Source organism: Fictibacillus aquaticus (assembly GCF_002245695.1).
GTDB classification, from domain to species: domain Bacteria; phylum Bacillota; class Bacilli; order Bacillales; family Fictibacillaceae; genus Fictibacillus; species Fictibacillus aquaticus.
This window is the reverse complement of sequence record NZ_NOII01000001.1, coordinates 651006-671977: the sequence shown is the minus strand read 5'-3', so window position 1 is coordinate 671977 and position 20972 is coordinate 651006. Positions and strand designations below refer to the sequence as shown.

The window sequence follows — 20972 nt, the reverse complement described above, 5'->3', positions numbered from 1 at the left end:
AGGTAATACCCGTGTCTACTCACGCAAGTCACAAAAAGAGAACTGGACTTATGGACTGGCTCACGACTGTTGACCATAAGAAAATTGGTATTTTATATTTGCTCTCCGGCGGGTTCTTCTTCCTTATTGGGGGATTAGAAGCAATCTTAATGCGAATTCAGCTAATCAAGCCGGAAAATGATTTTGTTTCAGCTGAAATGTTTAACCAGTTGTTAACGATGCACGGAACGACGATGATCTTCCTTGCAGCGATGCCGATTATATTTGCGTTTATGAACGCAATCGTACCGCTTCAGATTGGAGCGCGTGATGTTGCATTCCCTTATGTAAACGCAGTTGGTTTCTGGCTTTTCTTCTTCGGAGGAGTGCTCTTGAACATGAGCTGGTTCCTTGGCGGAGCACCTGATGCTGGATGGACAGCATATGCCCCGCTTTCAACGGTCTCAGCAGGGCATGGTGTTGATTTCTATGTACTCGGTCTTCAGATTGCCGGTGCTGGAACACTTGCCGGAGGTATAAACTTCCTTGTTACGATTATTAATATGAGAGCTCCAGGTATGACGTTCATGCGTATGCCGCTGTTTACTTGGGCATCTTTCGTAACATCTGGACTTATCCTTTTTGCTTTCCCGGCATTAACAGTAGGATTCTTCCTGCTTATGTTTGAACGTGTTTTTGGTGCTCATTTCTTCAACGCTGACATGGGCGGAAACGTACTTATCTGGGAGCACATTTTCTGGATTTTCGGACACCCGGAAGTTTATATCCTTATTCTTCCTGCTTTCGGTATTATCTCTGAAATCGTATCTACGTTCTCAAAGAAGCGTTTGTTCGGATACAGCGCGATGGTATTTGCCACAGTGCTTATTGGTTTCCTTGGATTCATGGTTTGGGTTCACCATATGTTCACTGTAGGACTTGGGGCTGTAGCTAACTCCATTTTCGCGGTTGCAACGATGGCGATTGCGATTCCGACAGGTGTTAAGATCTTTAACTGGATCTTTACAATGTGGGGAGGCCAAATCCGTTTTACAGCACCGATGCTCTTCGCTGTCGGGTTTATCCCAACGTTCGTAATGGGTGGAGTAACAGGGGTTATGCTTTCTGTTCCAGCTGCCGATTACCAATACCATGACAGCTATTTTGTAGTTGCCCACTTCCACTATGTTATTGTCGGCGGCCTTGTTCTAGGTTTGTTTGCCGGTCTTTACTACTGGTATCCTAGAATGTTCAACCGCGTTCTTAATGACACACTTGGGAAATGGAACTTCTGGCTGTTCTTTATTGGTTTCCACTTGACGTTCTTCCCGCAGCACTGGCTTGGACTGATGGGAATGCCTCGCCGCGTATTTACATACATGAGCGGACAGCAGCTTGATACGTCTAACTTTGTCAGTACGATCGGCGCGCTTCTGATGGGTGCTGGTACGATAGTATTATTTATCAACATTATTATTTCCGCTTCTAAGAAAAATATTGCTTCTGCTGATCCTTGGGACGGACGTACACTTGAGTGGGCGATGCCAGTTCCAACACCTGAATACAACTTTGCACAGACTCCGCTTGTACGCGGTCTTGACGCTCTTTATGTGGAAAAGACAGCTGGAAACGGAAAGATGACACCAGCAGAACCTGTCGGCGAAATTCATATGCCGAACGGATCAATCCTGCCGTTCATCATGTCTGTCGGTATGTTTATTTCAGGGTTCGGATTCATTTATGCTAACTGGTATGCTGCCGGCGGAGGACTTGGAATCGTACTAATCACGATGTTCCTGCGTTCTGTGATCGACGACCATGGCTACCATATTCATAAAGAAGAAGTTGAAGCAGATATTAAAGGGGGTAGAGCTTAATGCATGCCGATGAAAGACTGACGGACGCGAATTTTCCTGATCATCCGGAGAAAGCTACCCTTGAAGGCAAAAATAAATTTTTGGGCTTCTGGCTTTTCCTTGGGGGAGAGACGGTACTGTTCGCAACCCTTTTTGGAACGTATTTAGGCCTTAGAAACATGCACATGGATGGACCGGCTGGAGAAGAAATCTTCAAGCTGCCGATGGTATTTGTTGCAACGATGCTGTTATTGACAAGTTCATTGACAAGCGTGTATTCCGTGCTTGCTATGAAACAAAACCGTGTTAAAGCGATGCAAGGATGGTTTATTGTAACCCTGATTCTCGGCCTTGCATTCCTTGGACTTGAAATCTATGAGTTTGTTGAATACGTCCACGAAGGTCACACATTTACAAGCTCTGCATTTGGTTCGGCGTTCTATACACTTGTCGGGTTCCACGGCGGACACGTATTGTTCGGCTGCCTATGGATCGCAACTCTTCTTGCAAGAAACTGGAACCGTGGCCTGACACTTGTGAATGCGCCTAAGTACTACTTATTTGCTCTTTACTGGCACTTTGTCGACGTTGTATGGGTATTTATCTTTACAGTCGTTTATTTGATGGGGAAGGTGGGGTAAACCATGGCAGATCACCAGCAAAAGTCTGATAAGACCGTTCACCGCCATGAAGCGCTGCAGAAGAAGCTTGCTCTTAAAGAAGAACGAAAGCATCATAACGTTTCTTTCATCATGATGATCCTTCTCACACTTGTTGCGTTTTATGCGATTTCAAGCGATAAGATAGGCGATTCTTTCGCGGTCATGTTTATCCTTGTCCTTGCCGTTGTGCAGGTTTTCTTCCAGCTCTACATCTGGATGCATTTAAGCCACAAAGGTCATGAATTTCCGATCTGGGGTATGGCGAGCGGTATTTTGATCGCGGCTATCACAGTTGCCTCCTTAATGGGAATGATCTGGACATCTTAATAACAAGCTGCTAAAAGCGGGTTTCCGCAACGGCAGCAGGGAAAAGGCTGCATTTTTGCAGTCTTTTTTCTATGCTGTTGGTAAATCGTCAAATGTTGGACACTTTACACTCTTGTGTAAAAACGCTAATCTTAAGCTAGAATAGTTGTTACGTCAAGGAGTTGACACATGATGAAGCATCATCACGTACATACAGATTTGTCACATTATAGTTTTTTTGAGCTTTACCATCCAGAAGTATTCTTGTTAGTACTGATCGCAGGTGTTTTTTACTTTAAAAAGTTTGGCAAAAGCACTACCATGCTGCAAAAGATATGTATTCTTGCAGCATTGCTGCTCATATATGCCATAAAAGGAAGTCCGATAAGTATTATTGGGCATCATTATTTATTCAGTGTCCACATGGTGCAGATGGCCATTTTATATTTAATGATTCCTCCGCTAGTGATTATCGGGATCCCAGCTGCTTTTTGGAAGAAGTACTTATTCGGAGAAACCATTTATCATAAAGTATTTGCCGCTCTCACAAAACCTTTAATTGCTCTTATATTGTTTAACACTCTTTTTTCTTTTTATCATTTGCCAATGATCTTTGATGCTGTGACCGGATCAATGACATTGCATTATATTTACCACACAATACTTTTTTTGACAGCTTTTACGATGTGGTGGCCAGTTCTTACACCAGTCGATTCCGACGACCAGTTGTCTGATTTAAAGAGAGTCGGATATATATTCGGAAATGGTGTTTTGATGACCCCAGCATGTGCACTGATTATGTTCGCTGACAGCCAGTTATATGCTGCTTATGAAGGAGTGCCTCAATTATTCGGATACATGACTCCTCTTGAGGACCAGCACGTTGGCGGGGTTATGATGAAAATAATCCAGGAAGTAGTTTATGCGTTCGTCCTTGGGCTTATTTTCTACCGCTGGGTGAAAAAAGAAAGACAGAAGGATAAGGAAGACCTTGAAAGCATCAAACGTTCCCAGCTTGTTATACAGCAGCCGATTAAATAATCAGAACCTGTCCCTTGTGGCAGGTTTTTTTTATAAAAGAGCGAACTAAATAATTATTGTAATCCTTACATAAGGGAGAGAATTTTTATGAGAGACAGCGCTAGAACTTCAGCACGAAATTTTATTGAAGCATTTTTTCCTGACTGCGATGTTGCTTTGCTTGCTGGAAGTGTGGTCAGGGGAGAGGAAACGGAGAGCTCCGACCTCGATATTGTTATTTTTGATGAAAAGATTATGGATTCATACAGACAGTCGTATTATGAATTCGGATGGCCAATAGAAGTGTTCGTTCACAAAAAAAGCACGTACCAGCGGTTTTTTCTAGAAAATATTGATAGAGCGAGGCCTTCATTGCCTCAAATGTGTGCTGAAGGAATTATTATGAAGGACAACGGCACTGCGTCAATCATAAAAAATGAAGCGCTGCAGCTTTTAAAAGCAGGTCCTGCTCCGTGGAAATCGACCGAAATCGATGTGGCAAGATATACGATCACGGATCTTCTTGAGGACTTGACGGGTTCTTCTAACAATATTGAAGATTTGTTTATCGTCTCAAAGCTGGCATATTTGATACATGAATTTGTGCTGCGCGTGCATAATCATTGGATAGGCGAGGGGAAATGGATTGTAAGGGCATTGAAAGAATTCAATCCAGAATTTGCGGAATCGTTCAGCAAGGTATTTGATGATTATTACACTGACCGTCAGAAAGAAAAGGTGATCGAGTTCGCGGATGAGGTGCTCGCTCCATACGGCGGCCGGCTATTTGAAGGCTTCTCATCAAACAGCAAGGGCAAACAGGCAATATAAAAAAACTCCCGGTTAGGGAGTTTTTTTTTATACGTGAAGTTCTGCTTTCAGTGCATCAAGCAGTTTGTTGCAGTGATTGACTACATTCTTCGGGAATACTTCGTCATATTCAACGCCATGAGGGTAGTAATGTTTCCCTAAGTATGGAGTATCGATTTCAATTTTAGCATGAGGTGTTTCAGTTTCACCTTCCACAACGTGGCAAGGGATGCGGAAATAATAAACATCACCGTTCGTCATGTCTTCAAATTTATAATCGTATGTAATCCTCTCATAATCCCATTGCCCCGCACGGATAATTCCATGCTGTTCCATCGTATGTTCAAGCAGGGAGAACTGAACAACCTTTCCATTTAAACCGCTGTTTTCAAACATCATGCGTTTTACCTCCTACAGTATCAATCAAATCACTTCTTAATGATAGTATGAAAGCGCTAAAGATGCAATCGTTGTCAATCAATTGTCAAATGGATAAGCAGGAAGAAAACCGCAAAGAATAGACACGAATTCAAATTAAGAAAGCAGGGGTAAGATGAAAAAGCTTAGTGAAGTCATGACGACAAGTGTTGATGTTTGCAGTCCGCAGGATAATGTATATGAAGCGGCGCTTAAAATGAAAAAAGATAATGTTGGCGTGATTCCAGTTTGTGATAACGGACAGCTGTTAGGCGTAATTACAGACCGCGATCTCGCTGTCCGCTGTATTGCTGAAAAGCGTCCAGGCTCTACGAAGGTGAGCGATGTAATGACTACGGAGCTAGTAACCGCTGGGCCAGAAATGAGTGTTCAAGAAGCAGCTGAGCTAATGAGCCAGAGACAGATCAGACGTCTTCCGATTGTAGAAGGAAATAAACTTGCCGGTATTATTTCGATCGGCGACTTGTCCTTGGATCACAAGACAGATATGGCAGCAGGACACGCTTTATCTGAGATTTCCGAAACACGTGATCAAATTCATTAAATGAATTAGAAAGGCACCCGTGGGTGTCTTTTTTTATTTCAGTTCATGTGTGCCGCTTAAAAGGCTGTGTAATGGACAATCATGTTACTGTAAAGTACAGTTAACCTAAGGAAAAAATACATGTCAGGCGGTGTACTATGCGGATCTTAATCATATTGGTCTTGTCGGGAGTTATTTTTTATCTGCTTTATTTGAAAGATACACCAATTGAACCGCTGATCTCCCCTAAACCTGACAGCAGCAGCGTCACCAAACAGGCTAAGTTGACGGTCCCAAAAGATTCCGCCGCCAGTTATATCGGCAAGACTGAGAAGGAATGGATTCAGAAGTGGGGCAAGCCAGACAGGATTGATCCTTCTGCATATGGCTATAGCTGGTACGTTTATTCTAAAGATAACACGGCCTATATCCAGGCTGGAGTAGATAAAGGAAAGATTGTAACCGTTTATGCATTGGGTGACAGAGTAAATGTTGGCCCTTTTAAGATTAATGAGCCGGTTTCTAGTGTTTTGCGGAAAGCGAGTCCAGAACCGAATATCAATATAAAAGAAGGCAGCGAGTTTTACCGTTTTGAACTCTCAGAATCAGATTTGAATATGAGGCCTCTGATTCCAATAACGAAAGAAGTGTATGCGCAGCTTTACTTTGATCAGTATACACAGAAGCTCTCAAGTGTACGCTATGTTACCTCAGATGTCTTGCTTAGACAGCGTCCTTACTCTGTTGTATTCCACGGAAAACTCCCATCAGAGGGCGGTTTGACGGGAAAAGCACAGCGTCTGGTGGAAGAAGCAAATGAGAAGCAGATTCTTGACATGACTAACGTTATCCGGCAAAAGCACGGACTTAAACCTCTGGCATCACATAAAGGAGCCTCAAAGGTAGCTTATTTGCACAGCAAAGATATGGCGGTGAATGAGTACTTCTCTCATACATCTCCTACTAAAGGTGAGCTTTCAGATCGTCTGAATAAAGGCAAGGTTTCTTACAGAGCTGCAGGAGAAAATATCGCAGCGAACTATACGGACGGAGCAGCGGCGGTAGAAGGATGGCTTAACAGTGAAGGGCATAGGAAAGCGCTGTTAAATCCTTCTTACACTCATTTAGGAGTCGGAGTATATCTCAAAGAATACACCCAGAATTTTATTACTCCATAACAAAAGAGGCAGCCATCAGCTGCCTCTTTTGTTGCATTATAAATAAGTAGGGCTTATTTCTTGCGTGATATTTTAAAAAATGTACCGGTAGCTGAAGCTATTAATTCTTCTTTCTCATTCCAGACGGTCCCTTCTGTAACGATAATCTGGCGTCCAGACTTCACGACTTTCCCTTCGCATTTAAACCGTTCCCCAATACCTGGAGACAAAAAGCGTATATTCAGGTCGAGTGTTACCGCGCCCTCATCCTTGCCAAGGTTAAGGTTGGCTGCTGTCCCCATAGCAGAATCAAGCAGTGTGGAGGTCAGTCCTCCATGCATAATTCCAAGAGAGTTTGCTAAAAAAGGTGTATTCGGAATTTCGATGACAATACTTTGATCATCAGCAGCGGCTTTTTCCATTTTCATCATTGCTGAAATGTATGTATGTATTTTTTGTTTGTTTTTTGATTCACATGCCTCCATAGCTTGAAGCAAGAGGTTCTTGTCAGTTTCAGATGCGTTTATGAGCCAATCCTCCAATTTAGTACGCAGTGTATCGTTTATGCTGTCCATTAAAAGATCTCCAATCATAAATAAAATTTTTCGCAATATGCAGTATAACTTCTCGGACCCAAGTAAAGTGTTTAGCAAAACGTCAGCTAAGCTTACATAAAATCGGCCAAGTTTTCTTTAGTTTACTTATAATAATGTTTAAAGTGCAACAGTAAAGGTTTGGTGCATAAAAAATGGGCGCACCTTTTTATAGGCAAATATGTATCATGTATTAGAAGAATGTTACCTGTGGGACAGCCGGAGGTGAGAACAAATGGGAAAAAACAGAGTAGAAGAATTTAAAAAGTTTATTGTAAAGCACCCTGCCGTTATAAAAGAAGTCAAAAATAATAAGAGGACATGGAAAGAAGTTTATCATGATTGGATTGTGCTTGGAGAAGATCATGAAAGCTGGAACCGAACAACAGCGGAAGACAGTACTCAAGGGACGAAGAATGCAAAAACAGAAAACGAAAAGAAACAGACAGACGAAACAAAGAAAGTAAATGATGAAACTAAAAAAGATAGAGGTGAACCAAAGAAAAAAAGGAAAGAACTCACGGTAGGCGAGATTGTGTCGATGCTAGGTAAGATTAATGTAAGCGACCTGCAGACTTATATTTCGCAGTTTGGCGGCGCTGTAGAAGGCATACAGCAGCTGATTCAGCATTTTCAAAGCAATCCCCAAGGGCAGACTGTGCCGGAACGCGATAAGCCTCTTACGTATCAAACATACAAAGATTAAAGGATGAGCGACTATGAGAAAAGAACTTCTTTACTATTTAAATACTCGGCCTGATTTAAAATATTTTATTCGTGAACGGCCTGAATGGTATCGAACGCTCAGCCGCAATCCTGCTGCAATGGCTGAACTCGAAGAACAGGCGAAAGTGTTTTTTGGTAAGACATTTGGTCAGAGAGTGGACCGGTTTCATCAGCAGATAAAAAGCATCGGACTATTAATGGATCTGCTAGGAGCAGCTGGAGAAAACAATGATTTTAATCCAGGGGCATAGTCTCCCTATCCTGTTTCTTTAAGTATTAATTTTTATCCTTTTTTGATGTTTGTAAATGCCTTTATCGTTTCATTCTTACAGAATCAAGCCTCACTGCTTTTCACCGCCCAATCCATCCGGTATAATAAAAGGCAGGTTATTGCAGAGGAGGTTACCGGTTATGAGAGAAACCGTTTCCCAAGTGTCTATCTTAGATGAGACAAACGGCCTGGCTCATATGGTCGCACGATCAGAAGCGGCCGAAGCCTACCGGTACTGGAAAAAAGAATTAGAAACAGATCAGGAAGCTCAATCGCTCATCAAGCGTTTTCAATATATGAAAGAACAATATGAAGAAGTGCAGCGGTTCGGGAAGTATCACCCAGATTATTCTAGCGTCAATAAAAGCGTGAGAGAAATGAAAAGGGATCTTGATTTTCACAGCACGATCGCTGCATTTAAAAAAGCGGAAAAAGATTTGGAAAAGCTGCTGATTGAATGCAGCCGAATTATTGCCGAAAGTGTTTCGGCATCTATAAAAGTCCCTACGGGCAACCCGTTCCTAGACAGCAAATCCTGCAGCGGCGGCTGCGGTTCTGGTGGAAGCTGCGGCTGTAATTAGTAAGGATTCTTAAACCTGATGCAGTCAGGGCATAGATTGCCGCAGCAGAACATTTTTTCCTGAGGAACGAGAAAGCGGAACCGGTAAACGAGAAGGTCAATTTCTTCTCTTACATACTCCATCACGATGCGGAGCCGTTTTCCTTTAATTGCTTTTGCCGCGCATAATTTTATGATTTGTTCTGCTTGTTTTCGGTCAGCAGTATCTAGCCGGAGGGAAACATATAAAAAGGGAATGCCTGTTACTTCTTTTTTATAAGCTGACAAGCCTGTCTCTTTTCTGTTAATTGATTGCAGGAAGGAATCCCATACAAGGTCCAGCTCCACTTTTCCACCCCTTTTGATTGAAAGATTGTGTTAAAGCCAGTATAGTATGACGGAACTTATAATAGCAATGTTTGACAATTTTCATAGAAATGAGGAAACAGGATGATAGGCAACCGGGTTGGAATGGCGGTATATCTTCACTCTCTTAAATTTTCAAAGCAGCTCAGGCGGTTTGGCAACGTCCATTACGTTTCCAAAAAATTAAAATATGCTGTTCTATACTGTGACGGGCAAAAAGCTGATGATATCGCTGAAAAGCTTAAATCGCTGCATTTTGTGAAGGATGTCAGAAAATCCTTTAAACACGAACTAAAAACAGAATACGAAAATAAAGTTCCTGATAAAGCAAAAGAGTACGATTATAAGATGGGCATATAATCTGAATTCAGAGAAGGGGTTGATCTCCGTTTCAGGCGCACGCTTTCCGCTCGTCCCGCAGGATAGGGAAAGCAGCGCAGCAAGACATCGCACGAAGAAAATGCGAATTTCATTTTCGAGGAGTCGGCGCCTTACACTCCAATCAACATCTGCACAGACGAATTCAAGATGATCATTTCTCGAATTTTCCTAATGGATGGAACTTTGAAGCTTACTCTTCAGTAGAAACTTTGCTGACCTTTCTAACAAAACAAATCTTTCAGAGCCATCAATTATATAGAAAAGAGCCTTAAGTAAAGCCCCTTACCGCTGCAAAAAGTGGTGAGGGGCTTTATGTTTCCAGCACATTAGTAAGAAGCTATGGTTCTAGATCATGAAACTTACTGCAGCGGGGGGAGAAGATAGTTCAGTCTCAGTATCCCTGTAAGGTAGTGAAAGTAAATTTCTTTGTCTGCAAATTCTTCTGAGTTCTTTACATCAAATACAATTGGTTTGATTCCAGCCTCTTCGGCAAAATCCATAAACAGCTGATAACGCTTAGAATGGGCTGGTATCCCTTCGCGGCAAATATACAGAGGGAGAAACTTGCCCTCAGCAGCAGGCTGAAGGGTGATGATCACTGAGGCAAACTCGTTATCCCCTTTTTTGGTATGCAAACATAATAATGATGAAATTCTGTGCTTGTTTGCTCTGCCAAGCTCGATCAGTTCATATAAATCGGAATAGCCTTCTCCAAGTTCAATAAATTTTTGTATCATGACAATCCCCTTTCCAACTACCAATTTAGCATAGGGAGTAAAATGAGAAAAGAATAAAAAAAGCCTGCAGCTTATTATCTGCAGGCTGCCTTACAGATAGGCAAGCCTATCTTTTAAGGCGATGGGAGAGGAGAAACCGGAGGAAGAACTTATGGGGAAAGTAAGTCTTCTCCGCGGTTGGCAACAACATCATGGGATGCTGTTATGATTTATTATCTCCTTATCTTCTTTTTCTATACTTTTGGGCACAAAAAGAGAGTGATTTCATTTTGTCTTTTATTTATGATAGGATAGGAAAGGATAAAGCAGACTAAGAAGTATAGGTGAGAATAGTGAGAGTAATATCAGGAGATTGCAAAGGAAGGCCGCTTAAAGCGGTGCCAGGAACTACAACAAGGCCAACAACAGATAAGATAAAAGAATCCATATTTAATATTATTGGACCTTACTTTAATGGAGGAACCGCCCTAGATCTTTATGGGGGAAGCGGGGGCCTTGGAATTGAAGCTCTGAGCCGAGGTGCCGATAAAGCAATATTCGTGGATAGAGAGCATAAGGCAATCGAGACCATTAAGCTTAATCTGCAAAGCTGCGGTTACAGTGAAAACGCAGAAACCTACCGAAATGAAGCTCAAAGGGCTCTGAAAGCGCTTCATAAAAGAGAGGCAGCATTTGATCTTATTTTCCTTGATCCGCCATACGCAAAGCAGGTGCTGGCAAAGGATATTCAGAAGATTGACGAATACGGCCTGCTCTCAAATAATGGAATCATTGTAGCGGAACATGACCCGAGCGTGAAGCTGCCTGCTGAAACCTCTTCCTTTGTCCTATATAAGCAGGAAATTTACGGAACTGCTACTGCAGTATCATTTTATAAAAATAGACCTGTGGACAATCAAGATTAACAAAGCTGAAAAATAAATAACGTGTATGATGAGGTGACGAAAATGCCAGCAACAGCAGTTTGTCCGGGGAGCTTTGATCCTGTGACGCTTGGACATTTGGATATTATTAAACGTGGTGCGAAGGTGTTTGACGAAGTAATCGTTGTTATTGCAAACAATCAGAGCAAGAATCCTCTCTTTACGATTGAGGAGCGCATAGGGCTGCTGAAGGAAGTGACAAAGGATATTCCGAATGTCAAAGTGGATTCTTTTAACGGCCTTTTAATAGACTATGTCCAAAGAATCGGAGCAACTGTCGTTCTTAGAGGATTGAGAGCAGTATCAGATTTCGAATACGAAATGAAAATCGCATCCATCAATAAAAAACTTGACGATCAAGTGGAAACTTTCTTTATGATGACAAGCAACCAATATTCCTTTCTCAGTTCAAGCATTGTTAAGGAAGCGGCTAAATATCACGCTTCTGTTACAGATCTTGTGCCTGTCGTTGTAGAAGAAGCGCTAAAACAAAAATATTCAAGCCGCCGTTAATAACGGCGGCTTGTTTTGTCCATCCATCTACTGTGCATGATAAAGATATAAGCTACAAGTGAGAACAGTGTCACATACGGACTGGCAGCTAAAAAAGATTGCCATATTCCTGAGAGTTGCAGCCCGCCGGTTCCGAACCATGCCATTGCTTCCTGAGCGCTTTTTTCAGAAGAATTATATAAAAGCGGAAAAAGAAAAACACATAGTGTGCTCGCATACAGTGCGTGAAGAATCCTGGCTGCAAAAAACGGTTTAAATCGAATATCAGTATCAGCGAGGATACTCGCCACCTGCGCCTGCACGGAAAGCCCGCTGAATGCCAGGATAAAGCTGACTGCGGTACATTGAATAAGAAGCGGAACATCCGCTGTGCTTGAAAGCTTGCTTCCGAGGGTAATCTCAAATATACCAGTCATCAGCGGATAAGAAATTTCTGTCGGCAGCTTGAAGAACGAAAACATCTGGTTTAACAGGATTGAAATCCCTTTGGTGATATATAAAAGATCGAGCATCTTGCTCAGCACAGAGAACAAGATAAGAAATCCGCCGATCATCATGAGAGTGTTGACAGAGCTTTGAACAGAATCGCCGAGCAATTTGCCGATCGGTCTACCGTCCTTGATTCGGGATACATGCATTTTACTAAGTGCGTTCTTCAGGGCTGCTCTCCTGTCTTTTTCATACTTAGGGGATGACGGCTCATTGCCTTTGTAAAAGCGCATCGTAAAACCGACGAGGATGTTTCCTCCATAATGGCAGACAGCAAGAACGATACCTACCGCTGGATTATGGAAGAAGCCAACTGCTATCGCTCCAAACATGAACAGCGGATTTGAACAGTTTGTGAAAGAAACCAGCCTTTCCGCTTCAGTTGAAGAGAGTTCTTTCTGCTGCCACAGTCTTGCGGTCAGCTTTGCTCCTGCCGGAAAACCGGATGACAGTCCCATAGCCCATACGAACCCCCCTGCTCCCGGCACTTTAAATAAGGGACGCATGAGAGGTTCGAGCAATACTCCTATAAAATGAACGACCCCAAAGCCGATCAGAAGCTCTGACAGGATAAAAAAGGGAAGCAGTGAAGGAAAGACTACATCCCACCATAGATTTAGCCCGTCCAGTGATGCTTTGAAGGATTCTTCAGGAAACATCATGACAGAACCGGCCAGCAGGGTGCCGCTTATGCCCAGTCCTAATGTCTTTAATTTACCGCCCTGCATAATGCCACTCCCCTTAATCAGTACTTGTCCTGACGTATTTATTTATACGTATAGGGAGAAAGTTTAGACCATATGTTAAAAAAAGGATAAACTAAAGGAGGGATTGGAATGAAAGAACCTAAAATCGGCCTTGCTCTTGGTTCAGGAGGTGCCCGCGGTTTTGCTCATGTAGGCGTGATTTCCGCGTTAAGGGAAGCTGGCATTCCAATCGACCTTATTTCTGGAAGCAGCATGGGTGCACTGGTCGGAGCTTTGGTTGCGATCGGACAGCCGGATGAAAGCATGAAAAAAATGGCGAATCTTTTCAAACGGAAGTATTATATGGACTATACAGTGCCGAAGATGGGTTTTATTTCAGGAAGAAAGATCAAAGAGCTGATCAGGCTCCTGACACACAACAAAAACATCGAGGAGACTCTGATTCCATTGACGATTGTTGCTACTGATCTGATTCAGGGAAATAAAGTCGTCTTCCGTGAAGGACCAATATCTGATGCTGTAAGAGCGAGCATTTCAATACCAGGTATTCTCGTACCCGAAAAAATAGAGGGAAGGCTGCTGGTTGACGGCGGAGTAATCGATAGGGTTCCAGTAAGCGTTGTGCGGGAAATGGGGGCAGACATTGTCCTTGCTGTCGACATCTCTCATTTTAAAGCAGAGCCTTCCGTTTCTTCCATTTTTGATGTGATCATCCAAAGCATCGATATCATGCAGCGTGAAATGGTACGGTGGCATGAAATATCGGCAGATGTCATGATCAGGCCGATGGTAGAGCAGTATAGCTCAACAGCTTTTAAGGATGTGAATGAAATTATCGCTATTGGAGAGGAAGCAGGCCGCAAACAAATTCCCTATATCCAGGAAAAGATACAGAAATGGAAGGAGTCGCATTCATGACAGAACAAGAACATCATACTCAGATGAAACCGTTTTTTTCCTCTACAAAAAAGCTGCTGCTTATTTTGCTTGCTGCAGCGATTGTCGCATTGTATCCGCTGCCGTATTACATAACCTCGCCGGGAGACGCGAAAGTGCTGGACCCGATCATTAAAGTAGAAGGCGGGGACGATGACAAAGGGGTGTTCATGCTCACGACCGTCAGGATTGGAAAAGCGAACATCCCTCAATATATATGGGCGAAAGTAACTGATTTTAAAGAAATCATCCCTGCCGAAGAAGTGCGGCAGAAAGATGAAAGTGATGAAGAATACAACCAGCGCCAGCTTCAGATGATGGAAGATTCCCAGCATGCAGCGACAGTGGTTGCCTATAAAAAATCCGGAAAGCAAGTTGATATCTCTTATCATGGAGTATATGTGACGGGAATTATTGAAGGAATGTCTGCAGAAGGCAAACTTAAGCCAGGGGACATAATTGTTGCACTGGATAACAAAAAAGTGAGTGAAACGTCTCAGCTGCTGGAATATGTTGCTTCGAAGAAAAAGGGAAACTCGGTAAGTGTTACGTTTAAAAGAGGGGATAAAAAGGACACCGTCTCTTTAAAACTGACGCCTTTTCCAAAAAAACTTTCTGGCGGGGACAATTCAAAAGCTGGCCTTGGGATAACCTATCCTGTTACCGATATCAGCATAAAAACGAATCCGAAGTTGAACATTAACGCATCTGAAATCGGTGGTCCTTCAGCAGGCTTGATGTTTACATTAGAGATCATGAACCAGCTAAGTGATGAAGACCTTGCAAAAGGGCGCAGGATTGCGGGAACAGGAACAATGAATTTGAATGAAGAAATCGGTCCGATTGGCGGCATCGGACAAAAAGTAGTAGCAGCGGATGAGTCGGGAGCGGAAATCTTTTTTGCTCCGGTAGCAGCAGACAACTTTAAAGATGCCGTGAAAGCTAAGAAAAGCATAACCAGCAAAATGAAGATAGTTCCTGTCAAAACTCTTGATGATGCGCTTAAGTTTTTGGAAACCCTTGAAGAAAAATGAAAATAAAGGAGCACGCGGGCATCTGTCCGCGTGCTTTTGCTAAAGCATTATGAATTTTTGAAAGCTTGCTCCCGCTCATCAAACATGACGGGAGGCTGTGCGTACTCGTTAAAGACTGTTCCACTGCTTTTCTTAGCGATATGATAATATACAGCTGATGTGCGAAGTTCAAGCTCCAGTAAAGGGTGGCTGAATTTAGAAAGCGTCGTAACGAATGGAAGCGGCGTCTTCTTTTTCATATGAGACAGATACTGTTGACCTGCTTTGCTCATTCCAAGAACACGCAGATAAGGCGGCGGAGATTTCAAAGCGCTTTTTATTTCTTCTTTGACTGCATCAGCAAAGATATGAAGCGATGCCCGCTGAAGCCTTGTCCATGTATACCTTTTCGTTTTCAAAGCAGTCATATATTCATTAAATGTTTCAGCATGAAGCACACACTCTTTTATCCGGTTCTCAAGCCCCTCTTCTACTTGATAATAAGAAGAGAGCTTTTCCTTCGTGGAAGTGAGAACTTTGTACTTGAAGAACGGGAAAAGCATTTCCCAGTTCATTTTATTAAAACGGCTGTGATCTTCATTTAAGAGATCGTAAGAAGGTGAAGGCAGATAGTCCGCTGTGTTAGCTGAGCTGCTGGAGAATATTGCTTTTCTGATCGCAGTCGCACTTGCGATCACGCCTTTACCCAGTTCTTCATCGTGATATTGAGCGCTCTTGCGCTGGATTGTTTCTGGCCTTATTGAGTAACCGTTTAAAACCGAGGCTTTCACATATTCGAAACCGAGTATGTTGTTCGGTGTGCTCAGGTCTAAAGTTTGGCCGCCGATATCAGCGAATGCGATCGAACTTGTTTTAGGGTAGGAATAGCCCTTTGCCATTAATTCCGATATTTTAGCATCAAGCTGATGGCGGCTGGATTGAAATACGTCAACAGCAGTGATAAAATCGTCCATATTGCCTGACTCGCTTCCAAAGCAGAATGCTTCTGCGCCCATTGCCTCTAATATGGAGATGCTTCCATACGCGAAATACTCGGCATTTGATGTGGCAAAAGGGTAAGGAAGTTCGATGACAATGTCAGCACCGCCAGAAAGCGCCATCTTTGTCCGTGTCCATTTCGATACGATGGCCGGTTCGCCGCGCTGCAAGTAATTGCCGCTCATGCAGGCGATCATGCAATCGGCTCCGGTTTGTTTTCGCGCTTCTTGTAAATGATAATAATGCCCGTTATGAAACGGATTATATTCGACAACTACACCGCATGCGTTCATTTTCTAATCCTTTCAGAAAATAGAATTTATCTCTTTTATTTTACTAAAAAAAGGCGTAAAATCAAAAGTGCGGTGTAAAGATATCATATTGACATTTTATATTTAGACCGATATAATTACTACTGTTGCCTTGAGGTGATTTTTAATGAAATGGTCACTACAGGAATTGAAAAATTTCTATCGCAAACCGCTGAACTTTGAGGAGCAGGCAGATGCTTCAGGTGTTCTTGAAAAAGATCCCGAAATAAGGAGCATATCACCTGTCCACGTCAAAGGCCATGCGGATGTGAACCAGCAAAAAGCTACGTTCTATATGACTATAGAAGGTAAGATGGTATTGCCTTGTGCAAATACCCTCGCCGATGTGGAATTTCCTTTCTCAGTAAAAACGACCGAGATCTTTGTACTTAACCCGGATTTCCCGGCTGTTGGGGATGAAGACAATCTTCATAAAGTTGACGGGCATTATTTGGATCTCCTCCCGATCGTGGAAGAGCACATCCTGCTTGAAAAGCCTCTGAAGATCACAGCTGTCGGTGTTGATGAAGGCCCGGCGCCTAACACAGGCAAAGGGTGGCAGCGCATTACTGAAGAAGAAAGAAACAACCGCGTTGATCCGAGACTAGCTGGTCTTGCTAAATTTTTTGATCAGGATGAAAACAAATAAGGAATCCGGGAAAACCCGTTTTTCTCCAGTCTTTTAAGGAGGTGGAACAAATGGCAGTACCTTTTCGCAGAACTTCCCAAACTCGCCAAGCTAAGCGCCGTACACACTACAAGCTTTCTATGCCAGGAATGGTAAAATGTTCAAACTGTGGTGAATACAAACTATCTCACCGTGTATGCCGTGAGTGTGGCAGCTACAAAGGAAAAGAAGTAGTAAGCAAGTAATTGCATTTAAAACAGGGAGCTAACGCTTCCTGTTTTTTCATATACATATTTAAGAAAGCGCTTACTAAAGGTGAGGGAGGAATACAGATGCCTTCTGTGTTATATGAAGTAAAAGAAGAAATCGGATGGCTGACGATTAACCGGCCTCACATCAGGAACGCGGTCAATTTCGATGTGATGGCTCAGATGAAACAATATATCAGACAGGCTGCAGATGATCCTGCAGTAAAAATATTGGTCGTGACCGGTTCTGGGTCAAAAGCTTTTTGTTCTGGCGGCGATCTGTCTGCTTTTCATTCGCTCAATAGTTCAGCTGAAGCGTTGGTAATGCTTTCTGAAATGGGAAGCATTTTAAAGTCGCTTTTTTATTTTCCTAAGCTTTCAGCGGCACTCATAAACGGCACTGCAGTCGGCGGTGGCTGTGAATTGGCTGCTTCCTGTGATATCAGACTTGCGGCAGGGGAAGCAAAACTCGGATTCATACAGGGCAGGCTCGGGATTTCGACGGGATGGGGAGGCGGATCTTATCTTCTTGAAAGAATATCGGGCAGTAATGCTCTGGACATGCTCTGCAGTGCTTCCCTTTTTACTTCTAAACAGGCTTACGAAAACCAATTTTTGCAATATGTTTTTAAAGACAGCGATATTAAGAGTGCAGCTGGAAACTATTTAAAAAGATACACTCTTCAGCCGCTGGGGGTCATTCAGTCGTACAAACAGCTTCTTCTTGACAAAGTAGACAAAGCATCGCTTGAAACGAGAATAGCAGAAGAAATCAAGAGGTGCAGCATTTTATGGGAATCTGAAGAACATCACGAGAGAGTGCGTGAATTTTTAAGCAGGAAACCTTAAATATAGACTGTTTTGGATCTGGAAAAAAAGCAGTTAATAGAAACTTCTATCTCTTCTAGTAAATGCATATTTATGTTATACGACTTAATTTGGGAGGGATAAGATTGACTGCAATGCGCCAGGACGCCTGGACTCAGGATGAAGATCTGCTTTTGGCCGAGGTGACACTCAAACATATAAGAGAGGGAAGCACCCAGCTTCTGGCATTTGAAGAAGTTGGAGAGAAGCTGTCAAGGACTCCGGCAGCCTGCGGTTTCAGATGGAATTCGCTGATCAGAAAGCAATATGATACAGCCATTTCATTAGCAAAAAAACAAAGAAAAGAAAGAAATAAAGGGAAATCCTCCAAGAAAGAAAAATGGAATGAACCTGAGGTGTACGTTTCGCAAAATGAAGCAACGGATTCGTATCGCAGCAGCGCTTTTATTGATAAAGTCATACTCTTTCTGCAGGATTTGAAATTGAAAAATGCGGAAAATGCGCCGCTTGGTGAGGAGAACCATTCTCTAAGGCAGCAGCTGCTCGATCTGGAAAGCCGTCATGCAGAGCTGCAAGACAGCTTAGAAAGACTGAATAAAGAATATTCTATCGTCTGTGAGGATTATAAAGCTCTTATCGGCATTATGGACCGCGCAAGGAAGCGCAGGGAGCCTCAGGAGCTCGAAACGATGCAGCAAAAATAAAAGCAGGATGGCACATGCCATCCTGCTTTTGCGTTTTCATACTATTATTCAGGCAAGCCTCTGTTCACTTACACCTTGTGGATACCATACATATGGATTCTCACCGCGGTCTCTTTCCTCTACGTATGAAACAGGCTCGAAGCCCATTTTCTCCCAAAAGCCGCTCGATTGCTGCCTTCCGTTAGTTTTGACAGGTAGGTTAAACGTTTTTGCATATTCGACTAGTGCGCTTCCTAGGCCTTTGCCTTTATAGTGTGGAAGAACCTCTAGCTTCCACAGCTCCAGATAGCCTTCGCTTGGCTCAAAGTATTTATCGTAAGCGGATTCAATCTTATATAAACTCATTCTTGCAACGAGCTTATCGCCATAATAGATTCCGTAGAACGGAGATTCACTGTCGTTTTCAATGATGTTATCTTGAAGATCTTCAAGCATGGATAGTTCTTGTATGCCGTATTCTTTGAACTGCTTGAACTCCTCAAGGGTCTTGTAGTTTACGACCAGTCTTTTCACTTCGTAGTTCATATGTGAAGCCCCCTTGTTAAATATTCTGTTATCTTTAACAATAGTATATAATAAAAAGGCGAAAAATTCTTTAAAAATGAAATATTCATTTCATTTCGCGTCAGAAAAAAAGGAAATAGCGGACTAGTTGTCGAAAAACGCATATTGAACACCAGGGAGGAGGATAAAATGAAAAAAGTATTGATAGCAAACCGCGGTGAAATTGCATTAAGAATTATTAAGACATGCAAGGATCGGGGCATCGAGACGATAGCTGTATACTCAGATGCGGATGCGGAGCTTCCTTTTGTGAGCGAAGCGGATTATGCTTTTCGCATCGGCGAACCGCCCGTGGCAAAATCTTATTTGAACAGTGATAAAATTATAGAAATCGCAGTATCTGAAGGAGCCGATGCGGTTCATCCAGGCTACGGACTGCTTTCTGAGAATTCAACTTTTGCCAGAAAGATTGAAGAAGCAGGGATTAAGTTTATTGGACCAGACTGGCAGACAGTAGAGAAAATGGGAGACAAGATTATTGCCCGTAAAACGATGCTTGAAGCTGGTGTTCCTGTTGTACCGGGAACGATTGAACCTGTTGCGGACGTGGAGGAAGGTGTGAAAATCGCTCAATCCATCGGTTATCCAGTCATGCTGAAGGCAAGCGGCGGCGGCGGGGGAATCGGGATGATTAAATGCGATAATGAGGCAATGCTCATTCAGCATTTTGCATCAAGCCAGCAAAGAGCGCTCTCATATTTTGGGAACGGATCGATGTTTATTGAAAAATATATCGAGAATGCTCGCCACATCGAAGTTCAGATCTTTGGGGACAGTTTTGGAAATATTGTTCATTTGTATGAGCGTGATTGCAGCGTGCAGCGTCGCAACCAGAAAGTTATAGAAGAAACTCCTTCTCCGTTTTTGACAGAAGAGCTTAGAAATAAAATCACACAGGCAGCCGTACTTTCTGCAAAAGCAGTCAGCTACACAAATGCAGGAACGGTGGAATTTGTCGTCAGTGAGAGCGGGGATTTCTATTTCCTTGAGATGAATACAAGGCTTCAAGTAGAGCATCCCGTAACAGAAATGATTACTGGCATTGATCTAGTAGGATGGCAGCTGGACGTCGCGGATGGAAAACCGCTTTCGCTTACGCAGGATGAAATTAGAGCAGCCGGCCACTCGATGGAATTCAGGCTTTATGCAGAAGATCCTGTCACATTTATGCCATCGCCAGGCAGTATCAATCAACTTATACTCCCTGAAAATGAAAAGGTTAGAGTGGACTGCGGTTATAAACAAGGAAACTCTGTTACTCCTTTTTATGATCCGATGATCGCGAAGATAATTGTAAGCGATTCCACAAGAGAGTCCGTCATATCTGAAGCGGAAAAATTCTTCAGTGACCTGACTATTGAGGGACTCAAAACAAATGCTGCATTGTTCCAAAGAATACTTAGTGATGAGCAATTCCGTAAAGGTGATTATACAACAGCCTTTTTGGCAAAACAGCCGACGAAAAAGTAACGAAGAAAAAGAGGAGAGAAACTCATGAAAGAAATTACAGCATCTATGGCAGGAACCGTGTGGCAAGTACTAGTAGCAGAAGGAGACACCGTCTCAGCCGGACAAAGCGTCATTATTTTAGAGTCAATGAAAATGGAGATTCCAATTGATGCTTCTGAGGAAGGAACGGTTGCTGAATTAAAAGTAGCTTCTGGTGATTTTGTAAATGAAGGCGACGTACTTGTCGTATTAAAATAATTTGCGGCGGCAATCTGA

The 20972-nt window shown here is 42.8% G+C and carries 28 protein-coding genes; 21 read left to right on the top strand and 7 right to left on the bottom strand.

Annotation, left to right across the window (positions count from 1 at the left end; translation table 11 throughout):
- Window positions 1–11: 11 nt before the first annotated feature.
- The 5 genes from ctaD to CGZ90_RS03490 all read left to right on the top strand — a co-directional run bounded on the left by ctaD (window position 12) and on the right by CGZ90_RS03490 (window position 4654).
- A complete protein-coding gene (gene ctaD / locus CGZ90_RS03510) occupies window positions 12–1856 on the top strand; it encodes a cytochrome c oxidase subunit I (protein WP_240515334.1) in 1845 nt (614 codons plus the stop codon).
- Complete coding sequence (locus CGZ90_RS03505) at window positions 1856–2476, top strand: cytochrome (ubi)quinol oxidase subunit III (protein ID WP_094250940.1); 621 nt, start codon at window positions 1856–1858, stop codon at window positions 2474–2476. Before ctaD ends, CGZ90_RS03505 begins: the two co-directional genes overlap by 1 nt.
- Window positions 2477–2479: 3 nt before the next feature.
- A complete protein-coding gene (locus CGZ90_RS03500) occupies window positions 2480–2824 on the top strand; it encodes a cytochrome C oxidase subunit IV family protein (RefSeq protein WP_094250939.1) in 345 nt (114 codons plus the stop codon).
- A gap of 168 nt (window positions 2825–2992) precedes the next feature.
- Window positions 2993–3844 carry a cytochrome c oxidase assembly protein gene (locus tag CGZ90_RS03495; protein WP_240515333.1) on the top strand — a complete coding sequence of 284 codons (852 nt, stop codon included), beginning with the start codon at window positions 2993–2995 and terminating at the stop codon, window positions 3842–3844.
- An 87-nt stretch (window positions 3845–3931) separates the two neighbouring features.
- Window positions 3932–4654 carry a nucleotidyltransferase domain-containing protein gene (locus CGZ90_RS03490; RefSeq protein ID WP_094250938.1) on the top strand — a complete coding sequence of 241 codons (723 nt, stop codon included), beginning with the start codon at window positions 3932–3934 and terminating at the stop codon, window positions 4652–4654.
- Window positions 4655–4681: 27 nt separating this feature from the next.
- Here the strand turns inward: CGZ90_RS03490 and CGZ90_RS03485 are convergent, their stop codons facing one another.
- Window positions 4682–5032 (bottom strand): YugN family protein, encoded by a 351-nt coding sequence (locus CGZ90_RS03485; protein ID WP_094250937.1) that lies wholly within the window; start codon window positions 5030–5032, stop codon window positions 4682–4684.
- A gap of 154 nt (window positions 5033–5186) precedes the next feature.
- Between CGZ90_RS03485 and CGZ90_RS03480 the strand changes: the two genes are divergently transcribed.
- On the top strand, window positions 5187–5615 hold the full coding sequence (locus CGZ90_RS03480; RefSeq protein ID WP_094250936.1) for a CBS domain-containing protein: 429 nt from the start codon (window positions 5187–5189) through the stop codon (window positions 5613–5615).
- 137 nt (window positions 5616–5752) lie between these two features.
- Window positions 5753–6772 carry a CAP domain-containing protein gene (locus tag CGZ90_RS03475; protein WP_094250935.1) on the top strand — a complete coding sequence of 340 codons (1020 nt, stop codon included), beginning with the start codon at window positions 5753–5755 and terminating at the stop codon, window positions 6770–6772.
- A 53-nt stretch (window positions 6773–6825) separates the two neighbouring features.
- Here the strand turns inward: CGZ90_RS03475 and CGZ90_RS03470 are convergent, their stop codons facing one another.
- Window positions 6826–7326 carry a PaaI family thioesterase gene (locus tag CGZ90_RS03470; RefSeq protein ID WP_165766751.1) on the bottom strand — a complete coding sequence of 167 codons (501 nt, stop codon included), beginning with the start codon at window positions 7324–7326 and terminating at the stop codon, window positions 6826–6828.
- Between the two features lie 253 nt (window positions 7327–7579).
- Between CGZ90_RS03470 and ylbD the strand changes: the two genes are divergently transcribed.
- The 3 genes from ylbD (at window position 7580) to CGZ90_RS03455 (ending at window position 8922) form a co-directional block, all read left to right on the top strand.
- Window positions 7580–8050, top strand: coding sequence for a spore coat protein YlbD (ylbD, locus tag CGZ90_RS03465; RefSeq protein ID WP_094250933.1), 471 nt, complete (start codon window positions 7580–7582; stop codon window positions 8048–8050).
- Between the two features lie 13 nt (window positions 8051–8063).
- The gene (locus tag CGZ90_RS03460) at window positions 8064–8321 is read left to right on the top strand and encodes a YlbE-like family protein (protein WP_094250932.1); all 258 of its coding nucleotides are present in this window, start codon (window positions 8064–8066) and stop codon (window positions 8319–8321) included.
- Window positions 8322–8481: 160 nt separating this feature from the next.
- Window positions 8482–8922 (top strand): YlbF/YmcA family competence regulator, encoded by a 441-nt coding sequence (locus CGZ90_RS03455; RefSeq protein WP_094250931.1) that lies wholly within the window; start codon window positions 8482–8484, stop codon window positions 8920–8922.
- Here the strand turns inward: CGZ90_RS03455 and CGZ90_RS03450 are convergent.
- Window positions 8919–9248 (bottom strand): hypothetical protein, encoded by a 330-nt coding sequence (locus CGZ90_RS03450; protein ID WP_094250930.1) that lies wholly within the window; start codon window positions 9246–9248, stop codon window positions 8919–8921. The genes CGZ90_RS03455 and CGZ90_RS03450 overlap by 4 nt on opposite strands.
- Before the next feature lie 102 nt (window positions 9249–9350).
- On the opposite strand from CGZ90_RS03450, the gene CGZ90_RS03445 reads away from it, so the two are divergent.
- A complete protein-coding gene (locus CGZ90_RS03445) occupies window positions 9351–9626 on the top strand; it encodes a YlbG family protein (protein WP_094250929.1) in 276 nt (91 codons plus the stop codon).
- A gap of 380 nt (window positions 9627–10006) precedes the next feature.
- Here CGZ90_RS03445 and CGZ90_RS03440 read toward each other — a convergent pair whose 3' ends face one another.
- Window positions 10007–10384, bottom strand: a complete 378-nt coding sequence (locus tag CGZ90_RS03440) for a DUF7147 family protein (protein WP_094250928.1) — start codon at window positions 10382–10384, stop codon at window positions 10007–10009.
- Window positions 10385–10716: 332 nt separating this feature from the next.
- On the opposite strand from CGZ90_RS03440, the gene rsmD reads away from it, so the two are divergent.
- Together rsmD and coaD are read left to right on the top strand one after the other, a co-directional pair.
- Window positions 10717–11289 carry a 16S rRNA (guanine(966)-N(2))-methyltransferase RsmD gene (gene rsmD / locus CGZ90_RS03435; protein ID WP_094250927.1) on the top strand — a complete coding sequence of 191 codons (573 nt, stop codon included), beginning with the start codon at window positions 10717–10719 and terminating at the stop codon, window positions 11287–11289.
- A gap of 42 nt (window positions 11290–11331) precedes the next feature.
- On the top strand, window positions 11332–11820 hold the full coding sequence (gene coaD / locus CGZ90_RS03430) for a pantetheine-phosphate adenylyltransferase (RefSeq protein WP_094250926.1): 489 nt from the start codon (window positions 11332–11334) through the stop codon (window positions 11818–11820).
- Here coaD and ylbJ read toward each other — a convergent pair.
- Window positions 11817–13037: a sporulation integral membrane protein YlbJ gene (ylbJ, locus tag CGZ90_RS03425; RefSeq protein ID WP_094250925.1), complete on the bottom strand. Its 1221-nt coding sequence runs from the start codon at window positions 13035–13037 to the stop codon at window positions 11817–11819. The genes coaD and ylbJ overlap by 4 nt on opposite strands.
- Before the next feature lie 108 nt (window positions 13038–13145).
- Here ylbJ and CGZ90_RS03420 point away from each other — a divergent pair, with 108 nt between their 5' ends.
- Both CGZ90_RS03420 and CGZ90_RS03415 read left to right on the top strand, forming a co-directional pair.
- Entirely contained in the window at window positions 13146–13934 is a 789-nt protein-coding gene (locus CGZ90_RS03420; RefSeq protein ID WP_094250924.1) for a patatin-like phospholipase family protein, read from the top strand.
- A complete protein-coding gene (locus CGZ90_RS03415) occupies window positions 13931–14986 on the top strand; it encodes a SepM family pheromone-processing serine protease (RefSeq protein ID WP_240515332.1) in 1056 nt (351 codons plus the stop codon). The genes CGZ90_RS03420 and CGZ90_RS03415 overlap by 4 nt, the downstream gene beginning before the upstream one ends.
- Window positions 14987–15033: 47 nt before the next feature.
- On the opposite strand, the gene CGZ90_RS03410 is transcribed toward CGZ90_RS03415, so the two are convergent.
- Entirely contained in the window at window positions 15034–16257 is a 1224-nt protein-coding gene (locus CGZ90_RS03410; protein WP_094250923.1) for a nucleotidyltransferase, read from the bottom strand.
- A 145-nt stretch (window positions 16258–16402) separates the two neighbouring features.
- Here CGZ90_RS03410 and CGZ90_RS03405 point away from each other — a divergent pair, with 145 nt between their 5' ends.
- From CGZ90_RS03405 to CGZ90_RS03390, 4 genes are all read left to right on the top strand, one after another.
- The gene (locus tag CGZ90_RS03405; RefSeq protein ID WP_094250922.1) at window positions 16403–16924 is read left to right on the top strand and encodes a YceD family protein; all 522 of its coding nucleotides are present in this window, start codon (window positions 16403–16405) and stop codon (window positions 16922–16924) included.
- A gap of 50 nt (window positions 16925–16974) precedes the next feature.
- Entirely contained in the window at window positions 16975–17148 is a 174-nt protein-coding gene (rpmF, locus tag CGZ90_RS03400) for a 50S ribosomal protein L32 (protein WP_094250921.1), read from the top strand.
- A gap of 87 nt (window positions 17149–17235) precedes the next feature.
- Window positions 17236–18000: an enoyl-CoA hydratase/isomerase family protein gene (locus CGZ90_RS03395; protein WP_094250920.1), complete on the top strand. Its 765-nt coding sequence runs from the start codon at window positions 17236–17238 to the stop codon at window positions 17998–18000.
- A gap of 104 nt (window positions 18001–18104) precedes the next feature.
- Entirely contained in the window at window positions 18105–18683 is a 579-nt protein-coding gene (locus tag CGZ90_RS03390; protein ID WP_165766750.1) for an RsfA family transcriptional regulator, read from the top strand.
- Window positions 18684–18731: 48 nt separating this feature from the next.
- Here the strand turns inward: CGZ90_RS03390 and CGZ90_RS03385 are convergent, their stop codons facing one another.
- A complete protein-coding gene (locus CGZ90_RS03385; protein WP_094250918.1) occupies window positions 18732–19208 on the bottom strand; it encodes an N-acetyltransferase in 477 nt (158 codons plus the stop codon).
- A gap of 168 nt (window positions 19209–19376) precedes the next feature.
- On the opposite strand from CGZ90_RS03385, the gene CGZ90_RS03380 reads away from it, so the two are divergent.
- Both CGZ90_RS03380 and CGZ90_RS03375 read left to right on the top strand, forming a co-directional pair.
- Window positions 19377–20717 (top strand): acetyl-CoA carboxylase biotin carboxylase subunit, encoded by a 1341-nt coding sequence (locus tag CGZ90_RS03380; protein ID WP_094250917.1) that lies wholly within the window; start codon window positions 19377–19379, stop codon window positions 20715–20717.
- Window positions 20718–20741: 24 nt separating this feature from the next.
- A complete protein-coding gene (locus tag CGZ90_RS03375) occupies window positions 20742–20954 on the top strand; it encodes an acetyl-CoA carboxylase biotin carboxyl carrier protein subunit (protein WP_094250916.1) in 213 nt (70 codons plus the stop codon).
- Window positions 20955–20972: the final 18 nt, after the last annotated feature.